This is a genomic window from Streptomyces sp. T12, from assembly GCF_028736035.1.
Taxonomy (GTDB): domain Bacteria; phylum Actinomycetota; class Actinomycetes; order Streptomycetales; family Streptomycetaceae; genus Streptomyces.
Map to the genome: position 1 here is coordinate 6,425,203 of NZ_CP117866.1, position 25,740 is coordinate 6,450,942.

Below are 25,740 nucleotides of genomic sequence, written 5' to 3' on the forward strand. Positions count from 1 at the left end.
AGGGATGTTCCATGCGCCTGAGAAAAAGCACGAAGAGGGGGGCCACCACGGCTTCGGCTGTGGCCCTCCTCGCGGCTGCGTCGCTCATCACCGCTTCGAGCTCGGCAGCCGACGGCGACGAAAAGACCCTGACCGCCGACCGTTTGGCGACCTGGCAGACCGACGGCATCGTCTGGTCGATCGAGTACGCAGACGGTGTCGTGTACGTCGGCGGAACCTTCGGCAAGGTCCGTCCGCCGGGCGCGAAGCCCGGCCAGAGGGAGGTCGCACGCAAGAACTTCGCCGCGTTCGACGCCGCCACCGGCAAGCTGCTGCCGTGCGCCAAGTCCTTCTCCGGCGCGGGTGACACCGTACGGGCGCTGAAGGCGTCGCCGGACGGTGAGGTGCTGTACGTCGGCGGCTCGTTCGGCAAGGTCGGCAAGGCCGATGCGTCCAGTGCGGTCGCGCTCAACACGGCCGACTGCTCGCTGCGCAAGGACTTCCGTCCGCACATGTCGTCGTTCGTGCGGGCGATCGAGGTCACGGACGCCGCGGTCTATCTGGGCGGCGACTTCACGATCGTCAACGGTCAGAAGAGGCAGCGCATCGCGGCGTTCACCCCCAGCGGTTCGCTGCTGCCGTTCAAGGCGGAGATCGACGCCCCCGTGCGGGCCATCCTCGCCGCGCCCGAGTTCGGCAAGCTCATCGTCGGCGGCGACTTCCTCGAGGTCAACGACGAGTTCGAGTTCAAGCTCGTCGCCCTGCGCCCCGCCACAGGCACGACGGTGACCTCGTACCCGAGCTGGCTGCCCGTGCGATCGAAGGTAAAGGCGCTGGTACGCGACGCAACCAACTTCTATCTGGCGGCCGAGGGCAAGGGAACGGGCATCTTCGACGGCCGCATCGCCGGCCGCCTCGGCAACGGCGAGATGGTCTGGAAGGACACCTGCCTGGGTGCCACCCAAGCCGTCGCCGTGCACAACGGTGTTCTCTACAGCGGGTCCCACGCCCACAACTGCAGGGACACACCGGGCGGTTTCCCCGAGTACAACCAGCGCCAGCACTTCCTGGCCCAGTCGGTCCGCAACCGGCACATCCTGCACTGGTTCCCCGACACGGACGGCGGCACCGGCGAGGGCAACGGCCCTCGTGCGCTGAAGATGGCCGGTGAAGTCCTCTGGGCGGGCGGCGAGTTCACCACGGTCAACGGCAGGGGGCAGCAGAGCCTGGTCCGCTTCTCGCCCGGGCCCGACCGGGGAGCCCCGGAAGAGCCGCCCCAGCTCCAGGCCTCGGCCTCGGCCGCCGGCAAGGTCACGCTCAGCTGGCGGGCCGCATGGGACCGGGACGACGCGGAGCTGAAGTACCTGGTCTACCGCGACGGCAAGCTCGTGGCCTCGCCGACGCAGCGGTCCGCGGAGTGGAACCGGCCCACGATGACGTACACGGATTCCGTCGCCCCCGGCTCGCGCCATCGCTACCGGATCGCCGTCAGCGACGGCGAGAACACCTCGCCCAGGTCGAAAGCGCTCGTAGTCGCAGCGGTCGCCGACGGGCGTCCGAAGGAACAGCGTTGATGGGAGAACGTCTCGGCTACGCGCCAGGGGTCTTCGACCTCTTCCATGTGGGCCATCTGAACATCCTGCGCCGGGCGCGCGGGCACTGCGACCGGCTCATCGCCGGTGTCTGCTCGGACGACCTCGTGGTGCGCCTGAAGGGCAGGCCGCCCGTCGTCCCGCTCTCCGAGCGGCTGCAGATCGTTCAGAGTGTGCGCTATGTGGACGAGACGTTCGTCGCGACCGTGGACGACAAGATCGGGATCTGGAAGGAAGTCGGCTTCGACGTCATCTTCAAAGGTGACGACTGGCTCGGCACGGAGGTCTGGACGGCTCTCGAAACCGAATTCGCGAGGGTGGGGGTGAAGGTCGTCTACTTCCCCTACACCGTGCACACCTCGAGCACGCTGCTACGGGACGCGCTCCAGCTCCTCGCCCAGCGGAGCCCTTCCGAGCCTGCCTCGGGACAGCTCGCGGGACCGGGTCCGAGAAGTACAGAGGGCTGACGCCGGGCCGGTGGCCTGGTGCTGGTGTGGCTGACGGGTCTGCCGAGGCGGCCCGTCGGCCCCGTCTGACGTATCGTCACATCCCATTCCGCACCATGAGAACCTCACCCTCGCGGGCGGCTCACCACGAGTGGCAGCCCGCTCACGCCTCGTAAAGATTGCTGTGCAGGGCGGCGGGGTCCCAGCCGACCCTCGCTCACCGCCGCGGCCGCCCTGCTGGCGGCAGGCCTGGCGCAGCCGGCATCGGCAGGCCCCGTACCGTCCCCCACCGCCGTGGCCACGGATCGCGCCCCGCGCGCCGCCGCCGGCGTCACCGCGTTGTCCACGGGCTGGTCCAACCAACCGAGCCAAGGGCGGGCTGCTGGGGGTCGCGCTGTCTCCGACGTGGGACGGCGCGAAGGACAAGCGCGTGTTCTTCATGCACACCACCGCGACCGAGGCCCGGGTCGTGCGGATGCACTACGACGGCAAGTCGCTCAGCGGCTACACCGTGGTGCTCGGCGGGCTCCGGCGGGGCTCGAACCACCACGGCGGCAAGATCGCCTTCGGGCCCGACGGGTACCTCTACGTCACGACCGGTGAGGCCACGCAGGCCCAGCTCGCGCAGGACAAGAACTCGATCAACGGCAAGATCCTGCGGATCACCAAGTCCGGCGCCCCGGCTCCCGGCAACCCGTTCGGCAACCACAGCTACAGCTACGGCCACCGCAATCCGCAGGGCCTGGCCTGGGATCGCAAGGGTCGGCTGTGGTCGGTGGAGATCGGCCAGGAAACGACGGACGAACTCAACCTGATCGAGCCGGGCCGCAACTACGGCTGGCCGCACTGCGAGGGCCACTGCGACGACAAGGGCATGACCAACCCGAAGGTCACCTGGGATCACACCACCGCCCCCGCGCAGACTGGATCTGGGACCACTCCAAGGCGTTCACCCGCTACCGCGGCACCGACTGGATGGCCGACCCCTGCCGCAGCTGTTCCCGCCGCGACGAGGACTTCGGCGGCTGCCGCTGCCAGGCGTACGCGCTCACCGGCGACGCCGCCCGTACGGACCCCGCCTGTCGGCTGTCCCCGGACCACGGGGTGATCCGGGCGCTGGCGGACGGCAGTGCGGACGCATCGGCTCCGATCAGGCGGCGGGGACCGGGTCGATCCGAGGGCGCGGCCGCCCGGGTTTGACCTACGTCACCCTCGGGGTATTCTCTCCGGCTCGATTGGCCAGCCCCCTGCCCCATATGGCAGACTGTCCGAGTTGCTCGGTCGAGTGTTGATGCTGCGCGCCTCCCGCCGGGAGGACCGGAAGCGAGTCCCACAGTACTCGTCGCCCTAACTGCCGTAAGGCAGCGCTGGGGCGGACGTACGGGAATCTTTCGGGAAGTGTCAGTGCGGCGCCGGCCAGGCACCCGGTGGGCCTCCTCGCCCCCGGCTTGCGGTTCCGGAAGGGCCGTGCTCCCCGGCAAGGGATGTTCGAACAAGGGGCATCTGTGTCAGCGAGAGCGCGACACGCCCGACCGCGTGGGTCGGAGAAGAGGGACTTTGGACACCGGGTTCCAGAGCGTAAGAGAGACAGGACTACTGAGTAGCCATGGCGGGACAGAAGATCCGCATCCGGCTCAAGGCCTACGACCACGAGGTCATCGACTCCTCGGCGAAGAAGATCGTCGAGACGGTGACGCGCACTGGTGCGTCGGTCGCGGGCCCGGTGCCGCTGCCCACTGAGAAGAACGTGTACTGCGTCATCAAGTCGCCGCACAAGTACAAGGACTCGCGCGAGCACTTCGAGATGCGCACGCACAAGCGCCTGATCGACATCCTCGACCCGACCCCCAAGACCGTTGACTCTCTGATGCGACTCGACCTCCCGGCCGGTGTCGACATCGAGATCAAGCTCTGAGGCCGGTGATCTGAAAGATGGCTAAGCAGATCAAGGGCATCCTGGGCGAGAAGCTCGGCATGACGCAGGTGTGGGACGAGAACAACCGTGTTGTTCCGGTCACCGTCGTCAAGGCCGGCCCCAACGTCGTGACCCAGGTCCGTACGAACGACGTCGACGGCTACGAGTCGGTCCAGATCGCCTTCGGCGAGATCGACCCGCGCAAGGTGAACAAGCCCCTCAAGGGCCACTTCGCCAAGGCCGACGTCACCCCCCGTCGTCACCTCGTCGAGATCCGCACCGCGGACGCCTCCGAGTACACGCTGGGCCAGGAAGTCACCGCCGAGGTGTTCGAGGCCGGCGTGAAGGTCGACGTCACCGGCAAGAGCAAGGGCAAGGGCTTCGCCGGTGTCATGAAGCGCCACAACTTCAAGGGCCTCGGCGCCGGTCACGGCACCCAGCGCAAGCACCGCTCGCCCGGTTCCATCGGTGGCTGCGCCACCCCGGGCCGCGTGTTCAAGGGCCTCCGCATGGCGGGTCGCATGGGCAACGAGCGGGTCACCACCCAGAACCTGACCGTCCACGCCGTTGACGCGGAGAAGGGTCTGCTGCTCATCAAGGGCGCGGTTCCCGGTCCGAACGGCGGCCTCGTCCTGGTCCGCACCGCGGCCAAGGGGGCCTGAGGTAACCGATGAGCACTGTTGACATCCTTTCGCCGGCGGGCGACAAGGCCGGTACCGTCGAGCTCCCTGCGGAGATCTTCGACGTAGAGAAGATCAGCGTTCCGCTGCTTCACCAGGTCGTCGTCGCGCAGCTGGCCGCTGCCCGCCAGGGCACGCACAAGACCAAGACCCGTGGCGAGGTCCGTGGTGGTGGCAAGAAGCCTTACCGCCAGAAGGGCACCGGTCGCGCCCGTCAGGGTTCGACCCGCGCGCCGCAGTTCGCCGGTGGTGGCGTCGTGCACGGTCCCGTGCCGCGTGACTACTCGCAGCGGACCCCGAAGAAGATGAAGGCCGCGGCCCTGCGCCACGCCCTCACCGACCGGGCCCGCAACAACCGCATCCACGTCGTCTCCGGCGTCATCGAGGGCGAGAACCCGTCCACGAAGGCCGCCAAGAGCCTGTTCGGCAAGATCTCGGAGCGCAAGAACCTGCTCCTGGTCGTCGAGCGCGCCGACGAGGCCGCGTGGCTGTCCGCCCGCAACCTGCCCCAGGTCCACATCCTGGAGCCGGGCCAGCTGAACACGTACGACGTTCTCGTCTCGGACGACGTGGTCTTCACCCAGGCCGCTCTCGAGTCCTTCGTGTCCGGCCCGAAGGCCAATGACACCGAAGGGAGCGAGGCCTGATGGCTATCCGTCACCCCGCCATTGCCTCGAAGGCCGCGAAGAAGGCCAAGGAAGCGCGCGTCAAGAAGGCGCGTCGCCACGCCACCGAGGGCAAGAACACCGTCGTCACGCCGGCGAGCAAGGCCTTCACGGACCTCCGTGACGTCCTGATCAAGCCGGTCGTGTCCGAGAAGAGCTACGCGCTCCTCGACGAGAACAAGTACACGTTCATCGTCGCCCCGGGCTCCAACAAGACCCAGATCAAGCAGGCCGTCGAGACGGTCTTCGAGGTCAAGGTCACCGGGGTCAACACGATCAACCGCCAGGGCAAGCGCAAGCGGACCCGCACCGGCTTCGGCCAGCGTGCCGGGACCAAGCGCGCGATCGTGACCCTCGCTGAGGGCGACCGTATCGACATCTTCGGCGGTCCGACCGCCTAAGGGCGGTCCGGATCGTCCGATATCGGACGAGGACTGAGAAATGGGAATCCGCAAGTACAAGCCGACTACGCCGGGCCGCCGTGGCTCCAGCGTCGCCGACTTCGTCGAGGTCACGCGGTCCACGCCGGAGAAGTCGTTGGTCCGCCCCCTGCACAGCAAGGGTGGCCGTAACAACTCCGGTCGTGTGACCGTCCGCCACCAGGGTGGTGGCCACAAGCGCGCCTACCGCGTGATCGACTTCCGTCGTCACGACAAGGACGGCGTGCCGGCGAAGGTCGCGCACATCGAGTACGACCCCAACCGCACCGCGCGCATCGCGCTGCTGCACTACGCCGACGGCGAGAAGCGCTACATCCTCGCCCCGCGCAACCTGCAGCAGGGTGACCGCGTCGAGAACGGTCCCGGGGCCGACATCAAGCCGGGCAACAACCTGGCGCTGCGCAACATCCCGGTCGGTACCACGATCCACGCGATCGAGCTCCGTCCCGGTGGCGGCGCCAAGTTCGCCCGCTCCGCCGGTGCCTCCGTGCAGCTGCTCGCGAAGGAGGGCTCGATGGCCCACCTCCGCATGCCCTCCGGTGAGATCCGCCTGGTCGACCAGCGCTGCCGCGCCACGGTCGGCGAGGTCGGCAACGCCGAGCAGAGCAACATCAACTGGGGTAAGGCCGGCCGTAAGCGCTGGCTGGGCGTTCGCCCGACCGTTCGCGGTGTGGCGATGAACCCGGTTGACCACCCGCACGGTGGTGGTGAGGGCAAGACCTCCGGTGGTCGCCACCCGGTCTCCCCGTGGGGTCAGAAGGAGGGTCGTACTCGTGCTCCCAAGAAGGCGAGCAACAAGTACATCGTCCGCCGCCGCAAGACGAACAAGAAGCGCTAGGAGCGGGTTTAGATGCCGCGCAGTCTCAAGAAGGGGCCCTTCGTCGACGACCACCTGTTCAAGAAGGTGGAAGCCCAGAACGAAGCCGGCACCAAGAACGTCATCAAGACCTGGTCCCGTCGCTCCATGATCGTGCCGGCCATGCTCGGCCACACGCTCGCGGTGCACAACGGCAAGACCCACATCCCGGTGTTCGTCACCGAGTCGATGGTCGGCCACAAGCTCGGCGAGTTCTCGCCGACGCGCACCTTCCGGGGCCACGTCAAGGACGACCGGAAGTCGAAGCGCCGCTAGTAGCGGATCGCATTCAGACACGTAAGAAACTGAAGGGACAACCATGGAAGCCAGGGCCCAGGCGCGGTACATCCGCGTCACGCCCATGAAGGCCCGCCGCGTGGTGGACCTCATCCGTGGCATGGACGCCACGGAGGCCCAGGCTGTTCTGCGATTCGCTCCGCAGGCAGCCTCCGTGCCGGTCGGCAAGGTGCTCGACAGCGCCATTGCCAACGCCGCGCACAACTACGACCACCCGGACGCCACCTCGCTGTTCATCAGTGAGGCGTACGTCGACGAGGGCCCGACCCTGAAGCGGTTCCGTCCGCGTGCCCAGGGCCGTGCCTACCGGATCCGCAAGCGGACCAGCCACATCACCGTGGTCGTCGCCAGCAAGGAAGGAACCCGGTAATGGGCCAGAAGGTTAACCCGCATGGGTTCCGGCTCGGTGTCACCACGGACTTCAAGTCCCGGTGGTACGCCGACAAGCTGTACAAGGACTACGTCAAGGAAGACGTCGCCATCCGTCGGATGATGACGTCCGGCATGGAGCGCGCCGGTATCTCGAAGGTGGAGATCGAGCGCACCCGTGACCGCGTGCGTGTGGACATCCACACCGCTCGTCCGGGCATCGTCATCGGCCGCCGTGGCGCCGAGGCCGACCGCATCCGCGGTGACCTCGAGAAGCTCACGGGCAAGCAGGTCCAGCTGAACATCCTCGAGGTCAAGAACCCCGAGACCGACGCTCAGCTGGTTGCTCAGGCCGTTGCCGAGCAGCTCTCCTCCCGCGTCTCCTTCCGCCGCGCCATGCGTAAGAGCATGCAGTCGGCGATGAAGGCCGGCGCCAAGGGCATCAAGATCCAGTGCGGTGGCCGCCTCGGCGGCGCCGAGATGTCCCGCTCGGAGTTCTACCGCGAGGGCCGTGTGCCCCTGCACACGCTCCGCGCGAACGTGGACTACGGCTTCTTCGAGGCCAAGACGACCTTCGGCCGCATCGGTGTGAAGGTCTGGATCTACAAGGGCGACGTCAAGAACATCGCCGAGGTCCGCGCCGAGAACGCTGCGGCCCGTGCGGGTAACCGCCCGGCCCGCGGTGGTGCCGACCGCCCGGCCCGTGGTGGCCGTGGTGGCGAGCGGCGCGGTCGCAAGCCGCAGCAGGCTGCCGGCGCCGAGGCCCCCAAGGCCGAGGCTCCCGCCGCCGCTCCGGCTGAGAGCACCGGAACGGAGGCCTGACCGAAATGCTGATCCCCCGTAGGGTCAAGCACCGCAAGCAGCACCACCCGAAGCGCAGCGGCGCTGCCAAGGGCGGCACGCAGGTTGCGTTCGGCGAGTACGGCATCCAGGCGCTCACCCCGGCGTACGTGACGAACCGTCAGATCGAGGCCGCTCGTATCGCCATGACGCGTCACATCAAGCGTGGTGGCAAGGTCTGGATCAACATCTACCCGGACCGTCCCCTCACCAAGAAGCCTGCCGAGACCCGCATGGGTTCCGGTAAGGGTTCTCCGGAGTGGTGGATCGCCAACGTCAAGCCCGGACGCGTGATGTTCGAGCTGTCGTACCCCAACGAGAAGATCGCCCGTGAGGCGCTGACTCGTGCGGCCCACAAGCTGCCGATGAAGTGCCGGATCGTCAAGCGCGAGGCAGGTGAAGCGTGATGTCGGCCGGTACCAAGGCGTCCGAGCTGCGCGAGCTGGGCAACGAGGAGCTGCTGAACAAGCTCCGCGAGGCCAAGGAAGAGCTGTTCAACCTCCGCTTCCAGGCGGCGACGGGCCAGCTCGAGAACCACGGTCGGCTCAAGGCCGTCCGTAAGGACATCGCGCGGATCTACACCCTGATGCGTGAGCGCGAGCTGGGCATCGAGACGGTGGAGAGCGCCTGATGAGTGAGAGCAACGTGACTGAGCAGACTGCAGAGGCCCGCGGCTTCCGCAAGACCCGTGAGGGTCTCGTCGTCAGCGACAAGATGGACAAGACCGTCGTCGTCGCCGTCGAGGACCGCGTCAAGCACGCGCTGTACGGCAAGGTCATCCGCCGTACGAACAAGCTCAAGGCGCACGACGAGCAGAACGCTGCGGGCGTCGGCGACCGCGTCCTCCTCGCGGAGACCCGGCCGCTGTCCGCGACGAAGCGCTGGCGCATCGTCGAGATCCTCGAGAAGGCCAAGTAATTTCCTGCGGGGCAAACCCCGCAGGTCAGTTCCGCCAGGCTCGGCAGGGGCTCTCGTAACCGAGGCCCCTGCCGGGAACCGGCAGACAAACAGGAGATAGACGTGATCCAGCAGGAGTCGCGACTGCGCGTCGCCGACAACACTGGTGCGAAGGAAATCCTTTGCATCCGTGTGCTCGGTGGCTCCGGTCGCCGCTACGCGGGCATCGGTGACGTCATCGTCGCCACCGTCAAGGACGCGATCCCCGGTGGCAACGTGAAGAAGGGTGACGTCGTCAAGGCGGTCATCGTTCGCACCGTCAAGGAGCGCCGCCGTCCGGACGGCTCGTACATCCGCTTCGACGAGAACGCCGCCGTCATTCTGAAGAACGACGGCGACCCTCGTGGCACCCGCATCTTCGGCCCGGTCGGGCGTGAGCTGCGCGAGAAGAAGTTCATGAAGATCATCTCGCTGGCTCCGGAGGTGCTGTAAGCATGAAGATCAAGAAGGGCGACCTGGTCCAGGTCATCACCGGCAAGGACAAGGGCAAGCAGGGCAAGGTCATTGCCGCTTACCCGCGCGACGAGCGTGTCCTGGTCGAGGGTGTCAACCGGGTCAAGAAGCACACCAAGGCCGGCCCGACCGCCAAGGGTTCGCAGGCCGGTGGCATCGTCACGACCGAGGCGCCGATCCACGTCTCCAACGTCCAGCTGGTCGTTGAGAAGGACGGCAACAAGGTCGTCACGCGTGTCGGTTACCGCTTCGACGACGAGGGCAACAAGATCCGCGTTGCCAAGCGGACGGGTGAGGACATCTGATGGCTACCACCACCACTCCGCGTCTCAAGACGAAGTACCGCGAGGAGATCGCGGGCAAGCTGCGTGACGAGTTCAAGTACGAGAACGTCATGCAGATCCCCGGCCTCGTCAAGATCGTGGTCAACATGGGTGTCGGCGACGCCGCCCGTGACTCGAAGCTGATCGAGGGCGCGATCCGCGACCTGACCACCATCACCGGTCAGAAGCCGGCCGTCACCAAGGCCCGCAAGTCCATCGCGCAGTTCAAGCTGCGTGAGGGTCAGCCGATCGGTGCCCACGTCACGCTTCGTGGCGACCGCATGTGGGAGTTCCTGGACCGCACCCTGTCGCTCGCGCTCCCGCGCATCCGCGACTTCCGTGGTCTGTCCCCCAAGCAGTTCGACGGCCGTGGCAACTACACCTTCGGTCTCACGGAGCAGGTCATGTTCCACGAGATCGACCAGGACAAGATCGACCGCGTCCGGGGTATGGACATCACCGTGGTGACCACGGCGACCAACGACGCTGAGGGCCGTGCGCTCCTTCGTCACCTCGGCTTCCCCTTCAAGGAGGCGTGAGCGAGATGGCGAAGAAGGCTCTCATCGCGAAGGCTGCTCGCAAGCCCAAGTTCGGCGTGCGTGGCTACACGCGCTGCCAGCGCTGCGGCCGTCCCCACTCCGTGTACCGCAAGTTCGGCCTGTGCCGCGTGTGCCTTCGTGAGATGGCTCACCGTGGCGAGCTGCCGGGCGTGACCAAGAGCTCCTGGTAATCCCTGTATTTAGGGATTCCTGAAGCTCTCGGTAAGCATCTGGGTGGACAGGGGCCCACCCCCGCATGGCTTAGGCTTGTGGGGTTGGGCGCCTGTCGCGCCCGTACGACTTACTACGCCGTAGGTCCACCGCGCCGCACCCGTCCCGTCTCGGATCGGGGAGAGGGATGGCGCACCAGGAAACCCCGGCGAGAGAGGCCGAAGGCCAATTCATGACCATGACTGATCCGATCGCAGACATGCTTACGCGTCTGCGGAACGCGAACTCGGCATACCACGACTCCGTGACGATGCCGGCATCGAAGATCAAGTCGCACATCGCGGAGATCCTCCAGCAGGAGGGCTTCATCACGGGCTGGAAGGTCGAGGACGCCGAGGTCGGCAAGAACCTCGTCCTGGAGCTGAAGTTCGGCCCCAACCGTGAGCGCTCCATCGCGGGCATCAAGCGGATCTCCAAGCCCGGTCTCCGGGTTTACGCGAAGTCCACCAACCTGCCCAAGGTCCTCGGTGGCCTCGGCGTGGCGATCATCTCCACGTCGCACGGTCTCCTGACCGACAAGCAGGCCGGCAAGAAGGGCGTGGGTGGGGAAGTCCTCGCCTACGTCTGGTAGCGGAAGGGAACGGAGGAAACAGCTATGTCGCGTATTGGCAAGCTCCCCATCACGGTTCCCGCCGGCGTGGACGTCACCATCGACGGCCGTACGGTTTCGGTCAAGGGCCCCAAGGGTTCCTTGAGCCACACCGTTGCCGCGCCGATCGAGATCGCTAAGGGCGAGGACGGCGTTCTGAACGTCACCCGTCCGAACGACGAGCGTCAGAACAAGGCCCTGCACGGCCTGTCCCGCACGCTGGTGGCGAACATGATCACCGGCGTGACCCAGGGTTACGTGAAGAAGCTCGAGATCAGCGGTGTCGGTTACCGCGTGACGGCCAAGGGTTCGAACCTCGAGTTCGCTCTCGGCTACAGCCACCCGATCACCGTCGAGGCCCCCGAGGGCATCACCTTCAAGGTGGAGGCCCCCACCCGGTTCTCGGTCGAGGGCATCGACAAGCAGAAGGTCGGCGAGGTTGCGGCCAACATCCGCAAGCTGCGCAAGCCCGACCCGTACAAGGCCAAGGGCGTCAAGTACGAGGGCGAAGTCATCCGCCGCAAGGTCGGAAAGGCGGGTAAGTAAGCCATGGCATACGGACAGAAGATCCTTAAGGGCGACGCCTACAAGCGCGCCGCGATCAAGCGCCGCCACATCCGGATCCGTAAGCACATCAACGGTACGGCGGAGCGTCCGCGTCTGGTCGTTACTCGCTCGAACCGCCACATCGTGGCCCAGGTGATCGACGACATCAAGGGTCACACCCTTGCGTCGGCGTCCACCCTGGACACCACGATCCGCGGTGCCGAGGGCGACAAGTCGGCGCAGGCCAAGCAGGTCGGCGCCCTGGTCGCCGAGCGCGCCAAGGCCGCCGGCGTCGAGGCTGTCGTATTCGACCGTGGTGGCAACCAGTACGCCGGGCGCATCGCCGCCCTGGCGGACGCCGCCCGCGAAGCCGGGCTCAAGTTCTGAGCCGCTTCCGTAGCTAGCGGAAAGAGAGAGGTAATCCAATGGCTGGACCCCAGCGCCGTGGAAGCGGTGCCGGTGGCGGCGAGCGGCGGGACCGGAAGGGCCGTGACGGCGGCGCTGCTGCCGCCGAGAAGACCGCGTACGTTGAGCGCGTTGTCGCGATCAACCGCGTCGCCAAGGTTGTGAAGGGTGGTCGTCGCTTCAGCTTCACCGCGCTGGTCGTGGTGGGCGACGGTGACGGCACCGTGGGTGTCGGTTACGGCAAGGCCAAGGAGGTGCCGGCCGCCATCGCCAAGGGTGTTGAGGAGGCCAAGAAGCACTTCTTCAAGGTCCCCCGTATCCAGGGCACCATCCCGCACCCGATCCAGGGTGAGAAGGCTGCCGGCGTCGTGCTGCTCAAGCCCGCGTCCCCCGGTACCGGTGTTATCGCCGGTGGCCCGGTGCGTGCCGTGCTCGAGTGCGCCGGTATCCACGACATCCTGTCGAAGTCGCTCGGCTCCGACAACGCGATCAACATCGTGCACGCGACCGTGGAGGCCCTCAAGGGCCTGCAGCGTCCCGAGGAGGTCGCGGCCCGTCGCGGTCTGCCGCTCGAGGACGTCGCTCCCGCGGCTCTGCTGCGTGCGCGTGCCGGGGCTGGTGCGTAATGGCGCAGCTCAAGATCACGCAGACGAAGTCGTACATCGGCAGCAAGCAGAACCACCGTGACACCCTGCGCTCCCTTGGCCTCAAGGGCATCAACACGCAGGTCGTCAAGGAGGACCGCCCCGAGTTCCGCGGCATGGTGCACACCGTCCGCCACCTCGTGACGGTCGAGGAGGTCGACTGATCATGGCGGAGAACAACCCGCTCAAGATCCACAACCTCCGTCCCGCCCCGGGCGCCAAGACCGCCAAGACCCGTGTGGGTCGTGGTGAGGCGTCGAAGGGTAAGACGGCCGGTCGTGGTACCAAGGGTACGAAGGCCCGTTACCAGGTTCCGGAGCGCTTCGAGGGTGGCCAGATGCCCCTCCACATGCGTCTCCCGAAGCTGAAGGGCTTCAAGAACCCGTTCAAGACCGAGTTCCAGGTCGTGAACCTCGACAAGCTGGCGGCGCTGTACCCCGAGGGTGGCGAGGTCACCGTCGAGGGTCTGGTCGCCAAGGGTGCCGTTCGCAAGAACAGCCTCGTCAAGGTCCTCGGCCAGGGCGAGATCTCCGTGGCGCTGCAGGTGACGGTCGACGCCGTCTCCGGCTCCGCCAAGGAGAAGATCACCGCCGCCGGCGGTACCGTCACCGAGCTCGTCTGAACACATCAGGCGTCTCGATGACTTGAGCGATCCCGACCGGGGATACCCCACAAATGGGGTATCCCCGGTTGGTCGTTCCAAGGGGGGCGGTCTCGCCGGTAAGGTGGCCTGTACTGCCCACTTTTACGGAGTGCTTCCTGTGGGGCACTCTGAGCGGCAGTTGACCGTTAGCTAAGTCGTTCCCATTAGTCGATCCTCAAGACCGTCACCCTTGACGCAGTAGCGCGGGGGTCGCAGGAGGCACCGTGCTCACCGCGTTCGCCCGGGCGTTCAAGACGCCCGACCTGCGCAAGAAGCTGCTCTTCACGCTCGGCATCATCGTGATCTACCGGATCGGTACACACATTCCGATCCCCGGCGTCGACTACAGGGCCGTTCAGGTCTGCATCGACCAGGCGAGCACCAACCAGGGCCTTTTCGGTCTGGTCAACATGTTCAGTGGCGGTGCGCTGCTGCAGATCACGATCTTCGCGCTCGGCATCATGCCGTACATCACGGCGAGCATCATCCTGCAGCTGTTGACCGTCGTGATCCCGCGCCTGGAAGCCCTCAAGAAAGAGGGCCAGGCCGGCACGGCCAAGATCACGCAGTACACACGCTATCTGACCGTGGCGCTCGCCATCCTGCAGGGCACCGGCCTGGTGGCCACCGCCCGCAGTGGCTCGCTGTTCCCGAACTGCCAGGTGGCCGGCCAGATCGTGCCGGACCGCTCGATCTTCACCACCATCGTGATGGTCATCACGATGACCGCCGGTACGGCCACCGTCATGTGGCTCGGTGAGCTCATCACCGACCGCGGTATCGGCAACGGCATGTCGATCCTGATGTTCATCTCGATCGCCGCGACTTTCCCGTCCGCGCTGTGGGCCATCAAGCAGCAGGGTGACCTGGCCGGCGGCTGGATCGAATTCGGCACGGTCATCGCCGTCGGCCTGTTCATGGTCGGCCTGGTGGTCTTCGTCGAGCAGGCTCAGCGCCGAATTCCGGTGCAGTACGCGAAGCGCATGATCGGCCGCCGTTCCTACGGCGGTACTTCGACGTACATCCCGCTCAAGGTGAACCAGGCGGGTGTGATTCCGGTCATCTTCGCGTCGTCGCTGCTCTACATCCCGGCGTTGATCGTGCAGTTCGCCGGATCCCAATCGGGATGGGCGAGTTGGATCACGGCGAACCTCGCCGACACGGGGGCGCCCGTGCACGTCACTTTGTACTTCTTCCTGATTGTCTTTTTCGCGTTCTTCTACGTGGCCATCTCGTTCAACCCCGAGGAAGTCGCGGACAACATGAAGAAGTATGGTGGCTTCATCCCGGGCATCCGGGCTGGCCGACCGACCGCTGAGTACCTTTCGTACGTGCTCAACCGGATCACCTGGCCGGGCTCGCTGTACTTGGGTCTGATCGCTCTCGTGCCGACGATGGCGTTGGCTGGTTTCGGGGCAAACCAGAACTTCCCGTTCGGTGGTACCAGCATCCTGATCATCGTGGGTGTTGGTCTCGAAACGGTGAAGCAGATCGAGAGCCAGCTCCAGCAGCGCAATTACGAAGGGTTCCTCCGCTGATGCGTATCGTCCTCGTCGGGCCGCCGGGCGCCGGTAAGGGAACGCAGGCCGCGTTCCTCGCCAAGAACCTGTCGATCCCGCACATCTCCACGGGCGACCTGTTCCGCGCCAACATCAGCCAGCAGACGGAGCTCGGGAAGCTCGCGAAGTCCTACATGGACGCGGGCAACCTGGTGCCGGACGAGGTCACCATCGGGATGGCCAAGGACCGCATGGAGAAGCCGGACGCCGAGGGTGGCTTCCTGCTGGACGGTTTCCCGCGCAATGTGTCCCAGGCCGAGGCGCTCGACGAGATGCTCCAGTCCGAGAGCATGAAGCTGGACGCGGTGCTCGACCTCGAGGTCCCCGAGGAAGAGGTCGTCAAGCGGATCGCCGGGCGGCGGATCTGCCGCAAGGACTCCAGCCACGTCTTCCACGTCACGTACAGCCAGCCGAAGAAGGAAGGCGTCTGCGACGTCTGCGGCGGCGAGCTGTACCAGCGGGACGACGACTCCGAGGAGACCGTGCGCAAGCGGCTGGAGGTCTACCACACGCAGACCGAGCCGATCATCGACTACTACAAGGCGCAGGGACTGGTGGTCACCATCTCCGCGCTGGGCAAGGTCGATGAGGTCACGGGTCGCGCGATGGAGGCGCTTCAGCGCGACGAGGACGGCAAGTAGAAGCGCTCGTAGCTCGTACGTAGCTCAGGCCGCGGTTCCCTGTCGGGGGCCGCGGCTGCTGCGTGGGGTGGGGCGCACCGGCTCCGCCCTTATGGTTGAAGAAGTCCCCTTATCCGGTCCGAGAAAGGCCCCCGTCCCCATGGTGCAGATCAAGAGCCCCGAGCAGATCGCCAAGATGCGTGAGGCGGGGCTGGTCGTCGCCGCCATTCACGCGGCCACGCGTGAGGCCGCGGTGCCCGGGGCGAGCACCAAGGATCTGGACGAGGTGGCCCGCAAGGTGCTCGCGGAGCACGGGGCCAAGTCGAACTTCCTCGGTTACGGCGGCTTCCCCGCGACGATCTGCACGTCCGTGAACGACGTGGTCGTCCACGGCATCCCGTCCGAGGACGTCGTCCTCAAGGACGGCGACATCATCTCCATCGACTGCGGCGCGATCATCGACGGCTGGCACGGCGACGCCGCGTACACGGCCTTCGTCGGCTCTGGTCACGCCCCGGAGCTGATCGAGCTCTCCCGGGTGACCGAGGAGTCGATGTGGGCCGGCATCGCGGCCATGAAGCAGGGGAACCGCCTCGTGGACGTCTCCCGTGCCATCGAGACGTACATCCGCCGGCAGCCGAAGCTCGGCGGCGGTCGCTACGGCATCATCGAGGACTACGGCGGCCACGGCATCGGCACCGAGATGCACATGGACCCGCACCTGCTGAACTACGTCGACCGGCGGCGGGGGAAGGGGCCGAAGCTGGTTCCCGGCTTCTGCCTCGCGATCGAGCCGATGGTCTCGCTGGGGACGCCGAAGACGGAGGTCCTCTCGGACGACTGGACCGTCATCACCACCGACGGCACCTGGTCGTCCCACTGGGAGCACTCGGTCGCGCTGACCGAGGAGGGGCCGCTGGTGCTGACCGCTCCCGACGGGGGTAAGGCGAAGCTGGCGGAGTACGGGATTGTCGCTGCGCCGGATCCGTTGGTCTGAGTACGCCCTTGCGCAGTTCCCCGCGCCCCTTTGGGGCGCTTAACGATCTGTCCTCTGGGGCAGGCTCTCTCGATTCGTCTTTCCGGGTGCGCTGACGTAGACTGACTCGTCGGCTCTCGTGCACCCGCATGCCTGCATGCGCCCGTAAGGGACGCAAGGGAGTCGATCAAGGTAGTCGATTCCGAAGGGCAAAGCGTGGCCAAGAAGCAAGGTGCCATCGAGATCGAGGGCACTGTCGTCGAGTCTCTGCCGAACGCCATGTTCAAGGTCGAGCTCCAGAACGGCCACCAGGTCCTGGCACACATCAGCGGCAAGATGCGTATGCACTACATCCGCATCCTCCCTGACGACCGGGTCGTGGTGGAGCTGTCTCCGTACGACCTGACGCGTGGCCGGATCGTCTACCGGTACAAGTAGATCTTGCCCCCGCCCCGGGCCTCCCGAGGCGATGGCACTGACCCGGAGAACCTCACCAATGAAGGTCAAGCCGAGCGTCAAGAAGATCTGCGACAAGTGCAGGGTGATCCGCCGTCACGGCCGGGTCATGGTCATCTGCGAGAACCCGCGCCACAAGCAGCGCCAGGGCTGACGCACGATCGTCCACTCCCTCTGCATCGATATCGCAGGGATTCGCGCGACGCGAGCTGAATATGTTCATACGCAGAATCCAGGCCGAGCGATCGTGCCTGACACCCCCGGTTCGGAGGCCGGGGACCCAGTTCGTACCTGGTACGGCGGCTGGGAGCCGGTTCTGCGGAAGACCTCCGAAGATCACCAGGAGCCATTGAATGGCACGCGTTTCCGGTGTTGACATCCCGCGCGACAAGCGCGTGGAGGTCGCCCTCACCTACGTGTTCGGCATTGGCCGGACCCTTTCGCAGGAGACGCTGGCAGCGACCGGCGTCGACCCGAACACCCGCGTTCGCGACCTCTCCGAGGAGCAGCTCGTCGCGATCCGCGAGTACGTGGACAACAACATCAAGACCGAGGGTGACCTCCGTCGCGAGATCCAGGCCGACATCCGCCGCAAGGTCGAGATCGGCTGCTACCAGGGTCTCCGTCACCGTCGCGGCCTGCCCGTCCGCGGTCAGCGCACCAGCACGAACGCTCGTACCCGCAAGGGCCCGCGTCGCGCCATCGCCGGCAAGAAGAAGCCGGGCAAGAAGTAGTCCTCAGCGGACAACGCTTCATCAGCGGTCTTCGCTGTAGGACCGACCACCTCCCCGTAGGAGTTACTAGATGCCCCCCAAGGGTCGTCAGGGCGCTGCCAAGAAGGTGCGCCGCAAGGAAAAGAAGAACGTCGCTCACGGCCACGCGCACATCAAGAGCACGTTCAACAACACGATCGTCTCCATCACGGACCCGTCCGGCAACGTGATCTCCTGGGCCTCCGCCGGCCACGTCGGCTTCAAGGGCTCCCGGAAGTCCACGCCGTTCGCCGCGCAGATGGCTGCCGAGTCGGCTGCCCGCCGCGCCCAGGAGCACGGCATGCGCAAGGTCGACGTGTTCGTGAAGGGTCCGGGTTCGGGTCGTGAGACCGCGATCCGTTCGCTTCAGGCGACCGGTCTCGAGGTCGGCTCCATCCAGGACGTCACCCCGACCCCGCACAACGGCTGCCGCCCGCCGAAGCGTCGTCGCGTCTGACGTACGGCTGCTTCGCAGCAGGCTTGGTCTCGGGCGGTACGGCTCTGTAAGGGCCGTACCGCCCGTACCCTTGCAGTACCCGCACTTTTCACGGGTGCGGTTTCCGTCGGGCGTCAAATAGCGGGCGTCCACGAAAGAAGGATCTGATCCACACATGCTGATCGCTCAGCGTCCCTCGTTGACCGAAGAGGTCGTCGACGAGTTCCGCTCACGGTTCGTGATCGAGCCGCTGGAGCCGGGTTTCGGTTACACCCTCGGCAACTCCCTGCGTCGTACGCTCCTGTCCTCGATTCCGGGTGCGGCGGTCACGTCCATCCGTATCGACGGTGTGCTGCACGAGTTCACCACCGTGCCGGGCGTCAAGGAGGATGTCACCGACCTGATCCTCAACATCAAGCAGCTGGTCGTCTCCTCGGAGCACGACGAGCCGGTCGTGATGTACCTGCGTAAGCAGGGTCCGGGTCTGGTCACCGCCGCCGACATCGCGCCCCCGGCCGGTGTCGAGGTGCACAACCCCGATCTGGTCCTCGCCACGCTGAACGGCAAGGGCAAGCTGGAGATGGAGCTGACGGTCGAGCGTGGCCGTGGTTACGTCTCGGCCGTGCAGAACAAGCAGGTGGGCCAGGAGATCGGTCGTATCCCGGTCGACTCCATCTACAGCCCCGTGCTGAAGGTCACGTACAAGGTCGAGGCCACGCGTGTCGAGCAGCGCACCGACTTCGACAAGCTGATCGTCGATGTCGAGACCAAGCAGGCGATGCGTCCGCGTGACGCCATGGCGTCGGCCGGTAAGACGCTGGTCGAGCTGTTCGGTCTGGCCCGTGAGCTGAACATCGACGCCGAGGGCATCGACATGGGCCCGTCCCCCACGGACGCCGCCCTCGCCGCCGACCTGGCGCTGCCGATCGAGGAGCTGGAGCTCACCGTTCGGTCGTACAACTGCCTCAAGCGTGAGGGCATCCACTCCGTGGGTGAGCTCGTCGCTCGTTCTGAGGCCGACCTGCTCGACATTCGTAACTTCGGTGCGAAGTCGATCGACGAGGTCAAGGCGAAGCTGGCCGGCATGGGCCTGGCCCTGAAGGACAGCCCGCCCGGATTCGACCCGACCGCCGCTGCCGACGCCTTCGGCGCCGACGACGACGCGGACGCGGGCTTCGTGGAGACCGAGCAGTACTGATCTCCACCACCTCCGGGGTTCGCGTCAGCGGACCCCGGATCTCCGACAGGCAAACCCGCCTGCTCGGATACTGACCCCGGTACCTGATACGGCCGGGGCAGACACTGAGGAGAAACACCATGCCGAAGCCCGCCAAGGGTGCCCGTCTGGGCGGCAGTGCCGCGCACGAGAAGCTGCTTCTCGCGAACCTCGCGAAGGCGCTGTTCGAGCACGGCCGTATCACCACCACCGAGGCGAAGGCCCGCCGTCTGCGGCCGTACGCCGAGCGTCTGGTCACCAAGGCGAAGAAGGGCGACCTTCACAACCGCCGTCAGGTGCTCCAGGTCATCACGGACAAGAGCGTCGTCCACACGCTCTTCACCGAGATCGGCCCGCGGTACGAGAACCGTCCGGGTGGCTACACCCGTATCACCAAGATCGGTAACCGCCGTGGCGACAACGCGCCCATGGCTGTCATCGAGCTGGTCGAGGCGCTGACGGTCGCGCAGGAGGCCACGGGTGAGGCCGAGGCGGCCACGAAGCGTGCCGCCAAGGACGCCGAGGTTGCCGAGGTTGCCGAGGCCAAGGTCGACACGACCAAGGCCGACGAGGCTGCTGAGGCTCCCGCCGAGGAGTCGAAGGACGCCTAAGCGTCTGCCGGGTGGCTGCCGTATTGCGGCTGCGGCTTCGTCGTGGTTGTTCGCGCAGTTCCCCGCGCCCCTGAAGGGGCGACTGCGGGCCCGTTCCTTTCGAGGAGCGGGCCCGCTTTTGTGTACCTGAGAGGATCTGTGTGTGAGTGATGAAGTAGCAGCCGGTTACGTCCGTCTCCGTCTTGATCTGTCCTATGACGGTGCCGCGTTTCACGGCTGGGCCAAGCAGGCCGGTGGGCGGCGGACTGTGCAGGGGGAGGTCGAGGATGCGCTGCGGACCGTCACGCGGTCGGGGGGCACGACGTATGAGCTGACCGTGGCGGGGCGCACCGATGCCGGGGTGCATGCGCGGGGGCAGGTGGCGCATGTCGATCTGCCGGAGTCGGTCTGGCGCGAACATCACGAGAAGCTGCTCAAGCGGCTCGCCGGGCGGTTGTCCAAGGACGTGCGGGTGTGGGCGCTGAGGGAGGCCCCCAGCGGGTTCAACGCGCGGTTCTCCGCCGTCTGGCGGCGGTACGCGTATCGCGTCACCGACAATCCCGGCGGTGTCGATCCGCTGCTGCGCAGTCACGTCCTCTGGCACGACTGGCCCCTCGACGTCGACGCCATGAACGAGGCGGCGCGGCGGCTGCTCGGTGAGCACGACTTCGCTGCCTACTGCAAGAAGCGGGAGGGGGCGACCACCATCCGCACGCTGCAGGAGCTGAGCCTGGTGCGGGGGGAGGACGGGATCATCACCGCGACGGTTCGGGCCGACGCCTTCTGTCACAACATGGTGCGGTCGCTCATCGGGGCGCTGCTGTTCGTCGGGGACGGGCATCGCCCCACCGACTGGCCCGGCAAGGTGCTCGCCGCCGGTGTACGGGACTCGGCCGTGCATGTCGTACGGCCCCATGGGCTGACCCTCGAAGAGGTCGGGTATCCCGCCGACGAGTTGCTCGCGGCGCGGAGCAAGGAAGCGCGAAACCGGCGGTCCTTGCCCGGGACGTCCGGATGCGAAACCTGTTAGTTACCCGACATTTGACGGCAGATAGTGCCCATGTCGGGACTTACTAGGCGTAAGTCTCTTGATCCCCCTTACGACCTTCTTACCTCTCGTATAGCCTTTCGTCGCTCGATCGCTGGTTCGAGTTGCTCGGCCGTTGTTCGAGAAATCGACATGGGGAGGGCCGAGTAGGGGTGGGGGTCGGCGGGCCGTATCCGGGCCCGGGGGTGGGTTTTGCATGAGTTCAATTGGTCCTGCGCGGACTGGGGGGCGCCGAACCGCGCGTCAGAACAATGCCGGTGGACGGCGGAAGGCGGGGCGGGGTGAGGGTGCCCCGTCGGGGCTGCTGCCGCTGCCGCCGACGGACAAGGAGAAGTACTCCTATGCGCGCCGGAACCTGTGGATCCTGACGATCAGCTCGCTGATCAGCTTCTGCTGCCTGGTGATGAGCCAGTTCAAGCTGGCCCAGTCGACGCCGGTGCTGTGGATCTACACGCCGCTGCTGGTCTTCACGGTCATCTACTACCTGGTGTCGCTGCGGGTGAACGGGTTCACCCGGGACTTCGACATCGCGCATCACAAGCGCCTGGTGCACAACTGGCGGCCCGAGGTGTACCCGACGGTGGATGTGTTCCTGCCGGTGTGCGGTGAGCCCATCGAGGTGCTGCACAACACCTGGCGGCATGTGCGGGAGATGGCCGACCGGTATCCGGGTGTGTGCATGCCTTTCGTGCTCGACGACGGTGGCAGTCCCGAACTGGCCGCCATGGCCCGGGACTTCGGCTTCCGCTACGGCACCCGGGAGAACCGCGGCTGGTTCAAGAAGGCCGGCAACCTGCACTTCGGGTTCGGGCAGTCCGACGGTCAGTACATCCTGATCCTGGACGCCGACTTCACGCCGCGCGCCGACCTGCTCCAGGAGCTGCTGCCGTACATGGAGGCGGACCCGCGCATCGGGATCGTCCAGTCGCCGCAGTACTTCCGGGTGCTGGACTCGCAGAACTGGATCGAGCGCGGCGCGGGTGCGGTGCAGGAGCTGTTCTACCGGTCCGTGCAGGTGTCGAGGCAGGGCAGCGACGGTGCGATCTGCGTGGGCAGTTGCGCGGTGTACCGGCGCGCGGCCCTGGAGACCAACGGCGGTACGACGCTGATCGAGCACTCCGAGGACGTGCACACAGGCTTCGACCTGCGAGGGCTCGGCTGGGATCTGCGGTACGTGCCGGTCGCGGTGTCGACGGGGGTGTGCCCGGACACCGCGGGCGCCTTCTTCAACCAGCAGTACCGCTGGTGCTCCGGCTCGATGAGCCTGCTCGGCAGCCGGAAGTTCTGGCAGGCGAAGATCAGGCTCTCCAGCCGCCTGTGCTACATGTCCGGGTTCTTCTACTACATCCACACGGCGCTGTTCACCTTCGCCGCCCCGGTCATCCCGATCGTGCTGCTGCTGATGATGCCGGAGAAGCTCATGGTCGAGCACCTGGCCCTGGTGCTGCCCAGCATCGTCTACACCACGATCGTCTTCCCGATGTGGCACAAGGCGCCCTACCGCCTGGAGGCCTGGGCCGCCCGCATGATGTACGGCTGGGCGCACGTCTTCGCCATCTGGGACATCCTCCGCAAGAACCGCATGGGCTGGCAGCCCACCGGCTCCTCCGGCGCCAAGAAGAACAAGACCCGGCGCTTCTGGCTCGGCATGTGGATCTGGAGCGGCGGCACCGCGCTGATCTGGGTCGTGGGAGCGGTCTACCGCACCTTCACCATGGACGCCCCGGACTTCGCCCTGATCCTGTCCTCCGGGCTCTTCTACGCTCTCGTCGTGGGCCGTGTCCTGGTCCAGCCCCGCGAGAAGGCGGTGGCTGCCTGATGCGGTCGTTCACCCGTATCCGTACGGCTTTGGCGGCCTGCCTGCTCGCCGGCGCGCTCGCCCTCACCGGTTGCTCGGTCCTCGGCGAGGAGTCGGACGGTTCCTCGCAGAGCAGGCAGCGGGACGAGGCCGGCGCCGATGCCGGGGCAGGCTCCGAGGCCGACGTGCCCTACGACGTCGTATCGCTCCTGAAGCCGGGCAAGAAGTACTTCGGCGCCGCTGTCGACGGCGCGCCGATCTCCATGAAGGGCGTCGACACGTACACGAAGATGGTCGGCAAGCAGCCGAACCTCATCGAGTACTACGCCGCCTGGGGCGACGGCTTCGACGCCACCGGTGTGCGCAACGCCTGGCGTGAGGGCGCCATGACGCTGATGTCGTGGGAGCCCTTCGACACGCCGATCGCGGACATCGCGGCGGGCAAGTCGGACGCGTACATCAAGGAGTACGCGACGGCGGTCCGCAAGCTGAACCTGCCCGTCGTGATCTCCTTCGCCGACGAGTTCAACGGCCACTGGGAGAAGTGGGGCACGAAGAACGTGACCCCCAAGGACTACGTGGCCGCCTGGCGGCACCTCCACGAGACCTTCATCGACGTCGGCGCCTCGAACGTCATCTGGGCCTGGTCGCCCAACATCGTCAACCCGGTCAAGAGCGTGAAGCTCAAGCCGTACTACCCCGGCGACGCCTACGTCGACTGGGTCGGGTTGATCGGCTACTGGACGATCGCGGAGGACAACGCCTTCGACAGCGTCTTCGGGGCGACCCGGGACCAGGTCCGCACTTTCACCAAGAAGCCGATGATCCTGCTGGAGACCGCCGCGATGGCGGGTGAGCGGCGCCGTGCCGACATCCGCAATCTGTTCGCGGGCGTCGCGGCGGACGACGACATGCTCGGCTTCGTCTGGTTCAACCACAAAAAGCGTGCCGACTGGCGGCTGGAGGCGAGTCCGCTGGCGCTGAAGGAGTTCAAGCGCCTGGCCGCCGACGACAGCTTCGGCTTCGACGTACGGAAGCCGTGATGACCTCCCGACGCGATCACTACACGCCTCAGCCCTATGACCCGTATGCCGAGGACGACTCCACCTGGTTCAACTCCGACGGCCAGGCACCGCAGGCGCGGCAGGGGTACGGGTACGGGTACGGGTACGACGACCAGAACTACGGCTACCAGCAGCACGAGCAGTACGCCGGCGCCGTCCCGCAACAACCGCAGGGGCAGCACGAGGACCAGCCGACGTACGCGCTGCGCACGGTCCATTACCAGCAGGTGCCGGACGACGAGCCCGAGTACCACATCCCAAAGACGCCGGAAGCCGGCTGGGAGATGGCGGCGAGCAGGCGGCGGGCCTGGGTGAGCCGGGCCGTGCTGCTGTGCATCATGGCCATCCAGGCGGCGCTGTCGCTGCGTCTGTCGAACACCGCGTTCCAGGACGAGGCGCTGTACCTGGCGGCCGGCCATGCCCACCTGGACCACATGCTCAACGGCACCGAGCTGCCTCGCGACTACGCCGCGTACTTCTCCGGCTCACCGCAGCTCTACCCCGTGCTCGCCGCGATCGTGGACGCGAAGTTCGGGCTCGCCGGGGCGCGCACCCTGAGCCTGTTCTTCATGCTCTGCACCACCGGGCTGCTGTATTCGTTCAGCCGGCGCCTGTTCAACGAGCGGGCCGCGCTGGCCGCCGCCGCCCTGTTCGCGGTGCTCCAGTCGACCGTCGTCATGGGCTACTTCGCCACCTATGACGCGGCCGCGGTGTTCCTGCTGGCCCTGACCACCTGGATCGTCGTACGCACCGACCGGGCGCCCGTGGTCGCCGTGCTGCTGGCCGCGCCCGTCGGTGTGCTGGCGGTCGGGGTGAAGTACGCGTCCGCGCTGTACCTGCCGACCATCGTCGTGCTCGCGCTGCTCACCGCGTGGCCGCACAAGGGCGGCAAGGCCTTCATGCGGATGGTGGTGCTCGCCCTCGGCATGGGCGGCCTGATGGCGGCGGGGATGTACACCACCGACCTCATGGCCGGTGTGCGGCAGACCACCACGGACCGTCCCCATGGCACCGACTCCGTCGAGTTCCTGCTGGAGCAGACCGCCAAGTGGGGCGGGTTGATGTTCCTCGCCGCAGTCGGCGGCGCCGTCTCGTACGTCCGGCGCAGCCGTATGAACGAGTCGCCGCTGGCCCTGCGGCTCAGCAGCCCCGGCTGGCGCTGGCGGGCCCTGCTCGGGCTGGTGCTGTGCGGCACGGCCGTGCTGGCACCGGCGTACCAGATCCATCTGGGGACCGTGGTCTCGCTGTTCAAGCACGTCGGCTTCGGTCTGCTCTTCGCCGCGCCGATGGCCGGTGTGGGAGTGACCCGCCTGGTGGGCGCGCACTTCCGCTATCCCCAGCTCGGCATCATGCTCTGGACCGCCGTGCTGTGCCTGGGCATTCAGCAGGCGGACTGGCGCTTCGACATCTGGCCGGACTCCACGAAGATGATCAACGCCATCGAGTCCCATGTGGACTCCAAGGGCGAGTACCTCGCCTCGACGCCCGAGGTGCCCGTCTACTACCTGTACGACAGGTCGAGCCACCGTCAGTGGCACAGCCTCTTCGGCATGGAGTACAAGGACGCGAAGGGCAAGTACTACGGCGGTGACGAGGCCTACAAGGCGGCGGTGAAGGCCGGCAAGTTCGACCTGATCGTCCTCGACGGGCTCACCAACCCGAGGGTGGACGACATCGTCGCCGCCGCGACCAAGGGCAACTCGCACTACCGGCTGCTGGCCGAGATCCCGTTCCGCAACGCTAACGGCACGAGCGAGTACCGCATCTGGATCAAGACCTCCTGAGCGCGTCCGCGCTGAAGCAAGAAAGGCCGTAC

At 66.5% G+C, this 25,740-nt stretch carries 36 protein-coding genes and 2 pseudogenes; all 38 read left to right on the forward strand.

The window, feature by feature from the left end:
* Positions 1-11 precede the first annotated feature (11 nt).
* The 38 genes and pseudogenes from PBV52_RS29085 (at position 12) to PBV52_RS29270 (ending at position 25,708) form a co-directional block, all read left to right on the forward strand.
* Entirely contained in the window at positions 12-1,553 is a 1,542-nt protein-coding gene (locus PBV52_RS29085; RefSeq protein ID WP_274242292.1) for a fibronectin type III domain-containing protein, read from the forward strand.
* Entirely contained in the window at positions 1,550-2,038 is a 489-nt protein-coding gene (locus tag PBV52_RS29090; RefSeq protein ID WP_274242294.1) for an adenylyltransferase/cytidyltransferase family protein, read from the forward strand. The genes PBV52_RS29085 and PBV52_RS29090 overlap by 4 nt, the downstream gene beginning before the upstream one ends.
* 163 nt (positions 2,039-2,201) lie before the next feature.
* Positions 2,202-2,879: pseudogene (locus PBV52_RS29095) on the forward strand (sorbosone dehydrogenase family protein); the annotation flags it as partial.
* 59 nt (positions 2,880-2,938) lie between these two features.
* Positions 2,939-3,217, forward strand: a pseudogene (locus PBV52_RS29100) (pyrroloquinoline quinone biosynthesis protein PqqE); the annotation flags it as partial.
* A gap of 406 nt (positions 3,218-3,623) precedes the next feature.
* Positions 3,624-3,932, forward strand: coding sequence for a 30S ribosomal protein S10 (rpsJ, locus tag PBV52_RS29105; protein WP_003948644.1), 309 nt, complete (start codon positions 3,624-3,626; stop codon positions 3,930-3,932).
* Between the two features lie 17 nt (positions 3,933-3,949).
* The gene (rplC, locus tag PBV52_RS29110) at positions 3,950-4,594 is read left to right on the forward strand and encodes a 50S ribosomal protein L3 (protein WP_062706771.1); all 645 of its coding nucleotides are present in this window, start codon (positions 3,950-3,952) and stop codon (positions 4,592-4,594) included.
* An 8-nt stretch (positions 4,595-4,602) separates the two neighbouring features.
* Positions 4,603-5,259, forward strand: a complete 657-nt coding sequence (gene rplD, locus PBV52_RS29115; protein ID WP_128433131.1) for a 50S ribosomal protein L4 — start codon at positions 4,603-4,605, stop codon at positions 5,257-5,259.
* Positions 5,259-5,678, forward strand: coding sequence for a 50S ribosomal protein L23 (gene rplW, locus PBV52_RS29120; RefSeq protein WP_274242326.1), 420 nt, complete (start codon positions 5,259-5,261; stop codon positions 5,676-5,678). Before rplD ends, rplW begins: the two co-directional genes overlap by 1 nt.
* A gap of 40 nt (positions 5,679-5,718) precedes the next feature.
* Positions 5,719-6,555: a 50S ribosomal protein L2 gene (gene rplB / locus PBV52_RS29125; protein ID WP_274242327.1), complete on the forward strand. Its 837-nt coding sequence runs from the start codon at positions 5,719-5,721 to the stop codon at positions 6,553-6,555.
* A 12-nt stretch (positions 6,556-6,567) separates the two neighbouring features.
* A complete protein-coding gene (gene rpsS, locus PBV52_RS29130; protein WP_274242328.1) occupies positions 6,568-6,849 on the forward strand; it encodes a 30S ribosomal protein S19 in 282 nt (93 codons plus the stop codon).
* A 43-nt stretch (positions 6,850-6,892) separates the two neighbouring features.
* A complete protein-coding gene (gene rplV / locus PBV52_RS29135; protein ID WP_062706767.1) occupies positions 6,893-7,240 on the forward strand; it encodes a 50S ribosomal protein L22 in 348 nt (115 codons plus the stop codon).
* Positions 7,240-8,061 carry a 30S ribosomal protein S3 gene (gene rpsC, locus PBV52_RS29140; protein ID WP_014674374.1) on the forward strand — a complete coding sequence of 274 codons (822 nt, stop codon included), beginning with the start codon at positions 7,240-7,242 and terminating at the stop codon, positions 8,059-8,061. Before rplV ends, rpsC begins: the two co-directional genes overlap by 1 nt.
* Before the next feature lie 5 nt (positions 8,062-8,066).
* Entirely contained in the window at positions 8,067-8,486 is a 420-nt protein-coding gene (gene rplP / locus PBV52_RS29145) for a 50S ribosomal protein L16 (RefSeq protein ID WP_009327094.1), read from the forward strand.
* Complete coding sequence (rpmC, locus tag PBV52_RS29150) at positions 8,486-8,710, forward strand: 50S ribosomal protein L29 (RefSeq protein WP_010036720.1); 225 nt, start codon at positions 8,486-8,488, stop codon at positions 8,708-8,710. The genes rplP and rpmC overlap by 1 nt, the downstream gene beginning before the upstream one ends.
* Positions 8,710-8,997 (forward strand): 30S ribosomal protein S17, encoded by a 288-nt coding sequence (gene rpsQ / locus PBV52_RS29155; RefSeq protein ID WP_046263523.1) that lies wholly within the window; start codon positions 8,710-8,712, stop codon positions 8,995-8,997. Before rpmC ends, rpsQ begins: the two co-directional genes overlap by 1 nt.
* Positions 8,998-9,099: 102 nt before the next feature.
* A complete protein-coding gene (gene rplN, locus PBV52_RS29160) occupies positions 9,100-9,468 on the forward strand; it encodes a 50S ribosomal protein L14 (RefSeq protein ID WP_003998823.1) in 369 nt (122 codons plus the stop codon).
* 2 nt (positions 9,469-9,470) lie between these two features.
* Positions 9,471-9,794 (forward strand): 50S ribosomal protein L24, encoded by a 324-nt coding sequence (rplX, locus tag PBV52_RS29165; RefSeq protein ID WP_030046380.1) that lies wholly within the window; start codon positions 9,471-9,473, stop codon positions 9,792-9,794.
* Positions 9,794-10,351, forward strand: coding sequence for a 50S ribosomal protein L5 (gene rplE, locus PBV52_RS29170; protein WP_007494758.1), 558 nt, complete (start codon positions 9,794-9,796; stop codon positions 10,349-10,351). The genes rplX and rplE overlap by 1 nt, the downstream gene beginning before the upstream one ends.
* Positions 10,352-10,356: 5 nt before the next feature.
* A complete protein-coding gene (locus PBV52_RS29175; RefSeq protein ID WP_003948630.1) occupies positions 10,357-10,542 on the forward strand; it encodes a type Z 30S ribosomal protein S14 in 186 nt (61 codons plus the stop codon).
* A gap of 212 nt (positions 10,543-10,754) precedes the next feature.
* Positions 10,755-11,153, forward strand: coding sequence for a 30S ribosomal protein S8 (rpsH, locus tag PBV52_RS29180; protein ID WP_007384075.1), 399 nt, complete (start codon positions 10,755-10,757; stop codon positions 11,151-11,153).
* Between the two features lie 24 nt (positions 11,154-11,177).
* A complete protein-coding gene (gene rplF / locus PBV52_RS29185; protein ID WP_274242333.1) occupies positions 11,178-11,717 on the forward strand; it encodes a 50S ribosomal protein L6 in 540 nt (179 codons plus the stop codon).
* 3 nt (positions 11,718-11,720) lie between these two features.
* On the forward strand, positions 11,721-12,104 hold the full coding sequence (gene rplR, locus PBV52_RS29190; protein WP_274242334.1) for a 50S ribosomal protein L18: 384 nt from the start codon (positions 11,721-11,723) through the stop codon (positions 12,102-12,104).
* A gap of 38 nt (positions 12,105-12,142) precedes the next feature.
* Positions 12,143-12,748 carry a 30S ribosomal protein S5 gene (gene rpsE, locus PBV52_RS29195; RefSeq protein WP_016434633.1) on the forward strand — a complete coding sequence of 202 codons (606 nt, stop codon included), beginning with the start codon at positions 12,143-12,145 and terminating at the stop codon, positions 12,746-12,748.
* Positions 12,748-12,930 (forward strand): 50S ribosomal protein L30, encoded by a 183-nt coding sequence (gene rpmD / locus PBV52_RS29200; protein WP_005481207.1) that lies wholly within the window; start codon positions 12,748-12,750, stop codon positions 12,928-12,930. Before rpsE ends, rpmD begins: the two co-directional genes overlap by 1 nt.
* A gap of 2 nt (positions 12,931-12,932) precedes the next feature.
* Entirely contained in the window at positions 12,933-13,388 is a 456-nt protein-coding gene (rplO, locus tag PBV52_RS29205) for a 50S ribosomal protein L15 (protein WP_003974249.1), read from the forward strand.
* Between the two features lie 245 nt (positions 13,389-13,633).
* Positions 13,634-14,947 carry a preprotein translocase subunit SecY gene (secY, locus tag PBV52_RS29210; RefSeq protein ID WP_274242336.1) on the forward strand — a complete coding sequence of 438 codons (1,314 nt, stop codon included), beginning with the start codon at positions 13,634-13,636 and terminating at the stop codon, positions 14,945-14,947.
* A complete protein-coding gene (locus tag PBV52_RS29215) occupies positions 14,947-15,609 on the forward strand; it encodes an adenylate kinase (protein ID WP_274242337.1) in 663 nt (220 codons plus the stop codon). Before secY ends, PBV52_RS29215 begins: the two co-directional genes overlap by 1 nt.
* A gap of 139 nt (positions 15,610-15,748) precedes the next feature.
* A complete protein-coding gene (map, locus tag PBV52_RS29220; RefSeq protein WP_274242338.1) occupies positions 15,749-16,585 on the forward strand; it encodes a type I methionyl aminopeptidase in 837 nt (278 codons plus the stop codon).
* 195 nt (positions 16,586-16,780) lie between these two features.
* Complete coding sequence (gene infA / locus PBV52_RS29225; RefSeq protein WP_003948620.1) at positions 16,781-17,002, forward strand: translation initiation factor IF-1; 222 nt, start codon at positions 16,781-16,783, stop codon at positions 17,000-17,002.
* Positions 17,003-17,060: 58 nt separating this feature from the next.
* Positions 17,061-17,174, forward strand: a complete 114-nt coding sequence (gene rpmJ, locus PBV52_RS29230; RefSeq protein ID WP_003998809.1) for a 50S ribosomal protein L36 — start codon at positions 17,061-17,063, stop codon at positions 17,172-17,174.
* 199 nt (positions 17,175-17,373) lie between these two features.
* Entirely contained in the window at positions 17,374-17,754 is a 381-nt protein-coding gene (gene rpsM, locus PBV52_RS29235; protein ID WP_030788235.1) for a 30S ribosomal protein S13, read from the forward strand.
* A gap of 70 nt (positions 17,755-17,824) precedes the next feature.
* Positions 17,825-18,229, forward strand: a complete 405-nt coding sequence (gene rpsK / locus PBV52_RS29240) for a 30S ribosomal protein S11 (RefSeq protein WP_003956432.1) — start codon at positions 17,825-17,827, stop codon at positions 18,227-18,229.
* Positions 18,230-18,383: 154 nt separating this feature from the next.
* On the forward strand, positions 18,384-19,406 hold the full coding sequence (locus PBV52_RS29245; protein ID WP_003966937.1) for a DNA-directed RNA polymerase subunit alpha: 1,023 nt from the start codon (positions 18,384-18,386) through the stop codon (positions 19,404-19,406).
* 119 nt (positions 19,407-19,525) lie between these two features.
* Complete coding sequence (gene rplQ, locus PBV52_RS29250) at positions 19,526-20,035, forward strand: 50S ribosomal protein L17 (RefSeq protein WP_062702560.1); 510 nt, start codon at positions 19,526-19,528, stop codon at positions 20,033-20,035.
* A gap of 142 nt (positions 20,036-20,177) precedes the next feature.
* Positions 20,178-21,044, forward strand: a complete 867-nt coding sequence (truA, locus tag PBV52_RS29255) for a tRNA pseudouridine(38-40) synthase TruA (RefSeq protein ID WP_274242359.1) — start codon at positions 20,178-20,180, stop codon at positions 21,042-21,044.
* Between the two features lie 214 nt (positions 21,045-21,258).
* Positions 21,259-22,881: a glycosyltransferase family 2 protein gene (locus tag PBV52_RS29260; RefSeq protein ID WP_373921918.1), complete on the forward strand. Its 1,623-nt coding sequence runs from the start codon at positions 21,259-21,261 to the stop codon at positions 22,879-22,881.
* Positions 22,881-23,903: a glycoside hydrolase family 26 protein gene (locus PBV52_RS29265; protein ID WP_274242360.1), complete on the forward strand. Its 1,023-nt coding sequence runs from the start codon at positions 22,881-22,883 to the stop codon at positions 23,901-23,903. Before PBV52_RS29260 ends, PBV52_RS29265 begins: the two co-directional genes overlap by 1 nt.
* Entirely contained in the window at positions 23,903-25,708 is a 1,806-nt protein-coding gene (locus PBV52_RS29270) for a glycosyltransferase family 39 protein (protein ID WP_274242362.1), read from the forward strand. Before PBV52_RS29265 ends, PBV52_RS29270 begins: the two co-directional genes overlap by 1 nt.
* The last annotated feature ends 32 nt before the right edge of the window (positions 25,709-25,740 follow it).

Excerpts from the sequence above, each read along its gene's own strand:
- PBV52_RS29085 (WP_274242292.1), top strand. The coding sequence starts at position 12 with ATGCGCCTGAGAAAAAGCACGAAGAGGGGGGCCACCACGGCTTCGGCT.
- rpsJ (WP_003948644.1), top strand. The coding sequence starts at position 3,624 with ATGGCGGGACAGAAGATCCGCATCCGGCTCAAGGCCTACGACCACGAG.
- rplC (WP_062706771.1), top strand. The coding sequence starts at position 3,950 with ATGGCTAAGCAGATCAAGGGCATCCTGGGCGAGAAGCTCGGCATGACG.
- rplD (WP_128433131.1), top strand. The coding sequence starts at position 4,603 with ATGAGCACTGTTGACATCCTTTCGCCGGCGGGCGACAAGGCCGGTACC.
- rplW (WP_274242326.1), top strand. The coding sequence starts at position 5,259 with ATGGCTATCCGTCACCCCGCCATTGCCTCGAAGGCCGCGAAGAAGGCC.
- rplB (WP_274242327.1), top strand. The coding sequence starts at position 5,719 with ATGGGAATCCGCAAGTACAAGCCGACTACGCCGGGCCGCCGTGGCTCC.
- rpsS (WP_274242328.1), top strand. The coding sequence starts at position 6,568 with ATGCCGCGCAGTCTCAAGAAGGGGCCCTTCGTCGACGACCACCTGTTC.
- rplV (WP_062706767.1), top strand. The coding sequence starts at position 6,893 with ATGGAAGCCAGGGCCCAGGCGCGGTACATCCGCGTCACGCCCATGAAG.
- rpsC (WP_014674374.1), top strand. The coding sequence starts at position 7,240 with ATGGGCCAGAAGGTTAACCCGCATGGGTTCCGGCTCGGTGTCACCACG.
- rplP (WP_009327094.1), top strand. The coding sequence starts at position 8,067 with ATGCTGATCCCCCGTAGGGTCAAGCACCGCAAGCAGCACCACCCGAAG.
- rpmC (WP_010036720.1), top strand. The coding sequence starts at position 8,486 with ATGTCGGCCGGTACCAAGGCGTCCGAGCTGCGCGAGCTGGGCAACGAG.
- rpsQ (WP_046263523.1), top strand. The coding sequence starts at position 8,710 with ATGAGTGAGAGCAACGTGACTGAGCAGACTGCAGAGGCCCGCGGCTTC.
- rplX (WP_030046380.1), top strand. The coding sequence starts at position 9,471 with ATGAAGATCAAGAAGGGCGACCTGGTCCAGGTCATCACCGGCAAGGAC.
- rplE (WP_007494758.1), top strand. The coding sequence starts at position 9,794 with ATGGCTACCACCACCACTCCGCGTCTCAAGACGAAGTACCGCGAGGAG.
- PBV52_RS29175 (WP_003948630.1), top strand. The coding sequence starts at position 10,357 with ATGGCGAAGAAGGCTCTCATCGCGAAGGCTGCTCGCAAGCCCAAGTTC.
- rpsH (WP_007384075.1), top strand. The coding sequence starts at position 10,755 with ATGACCATGACTGATCCGATCGCAGACATGCTTACGCGTCTGCGGAAC.
- rplF (WP_274242333.1), top strand. The coding sequence starts at position 11,178 with ATGTCGCGTATTGGCAAGCTCCCCATCACGGTTCCCGCCGGCGTGGAC.
- rplR (WP_274242334.1), top strand. The coding sequence starts at position 11,721 with ATGGCATACGGACAGAAGATCCTTAAGGGCGACGCCTACAAGCGCGCC.
- rpsE (WP_016434633.1), top strand. The coding sequence starts at position 12,143 with ATGGCTGGACCCCAGCGCCGTGGAAGCGGTGCCGGTGGCGGCGAGCGG.
- rpmD (WP_005481207.1), top strand. The coding sequence starts at position 12,748 with ATGGCGCAGCTCAAGATCACGCAGACGAAGTCGTACATCGGCAGCAAG.
- rplO (WP_003974249.1), top strand. The coding sequence starts at position 12,933 with ATGGCGGAGAACAACCCGCTCAAGATCCACAACCTCCGTCCCGCCCCG.
- PBV52_RS29215 (WP_274242337.1), top strand. The coding sequence starts at position 14,947 with ATGCGTATCGTCCTCGTCGGGCCGCCGGGCGCCGGTAAGGGAACGCAG.
- map (WP_274242338.1), top strand. The coding sequence starts at position 15,749 with ATGGTGCAGATCAAGAGCCCCGAGCAGATCGCCAAGATGCGTGAGGCG.
- rpmJ (WP_003998809.1), top strand. The coding sequence starts at position 17,061 with ATGAAGGTCAAGCCGAGCGTCAAGAAGATCTGCGACAAGTGCAGGGTG.
- rpsM (WP_030788235.1), top strand. The coding sequence starts at position 17,374 with ATGGCACGCGTTTCCGGTGTTGACATCCCGCGCGACAAGCGCGTGGAG.
- rpsK (WP_003956432.1), top strand. The coding sequence starts at position 17,825 with ATGCCCCCCAAGGGTCGTCAGGGCGCTGCCAAGAAGGTGCGCCGCAAG.
- PBV52_RS29245 (WP_003966937.1), top strand. The coding sequence starts at position 18,384 with ATGCTGATCGCTCAGCGTCCCTCGTTGACCGAAGAGGTCGTCGACGAG.
- rplQ (WP_062702560.1), top strand. The coding sequence starts at position 19,526 with ATGCCGAAGCCCGCCAAGGGTGCCCGTCTGGGCGGCAGTGCCGCGCAC.
- PBV52_RS29260 (WP_373921918.1), top strand. The coding sequence starts at position 21,259 with ATGAGTTCAATTGGTCCTGCGCGGACTGGGGGGCGCCGAACCGCGCGT.
- PBV52_RS29265 (WP_274242360.1), top strand. The coding sequence starts at position 22,881 with ATGCGGTCGTTCACCCGTATCCGTACGGCTTTGGCGGCCTGCCTGCTC.
- PBV52_RS29270 (WP_274242362.1), top strand. The coding sequence starts at position 23,903 with ATGACCTCCCGACGCGATCACTACACGCCTCAGCCCTATGACCCGTAT.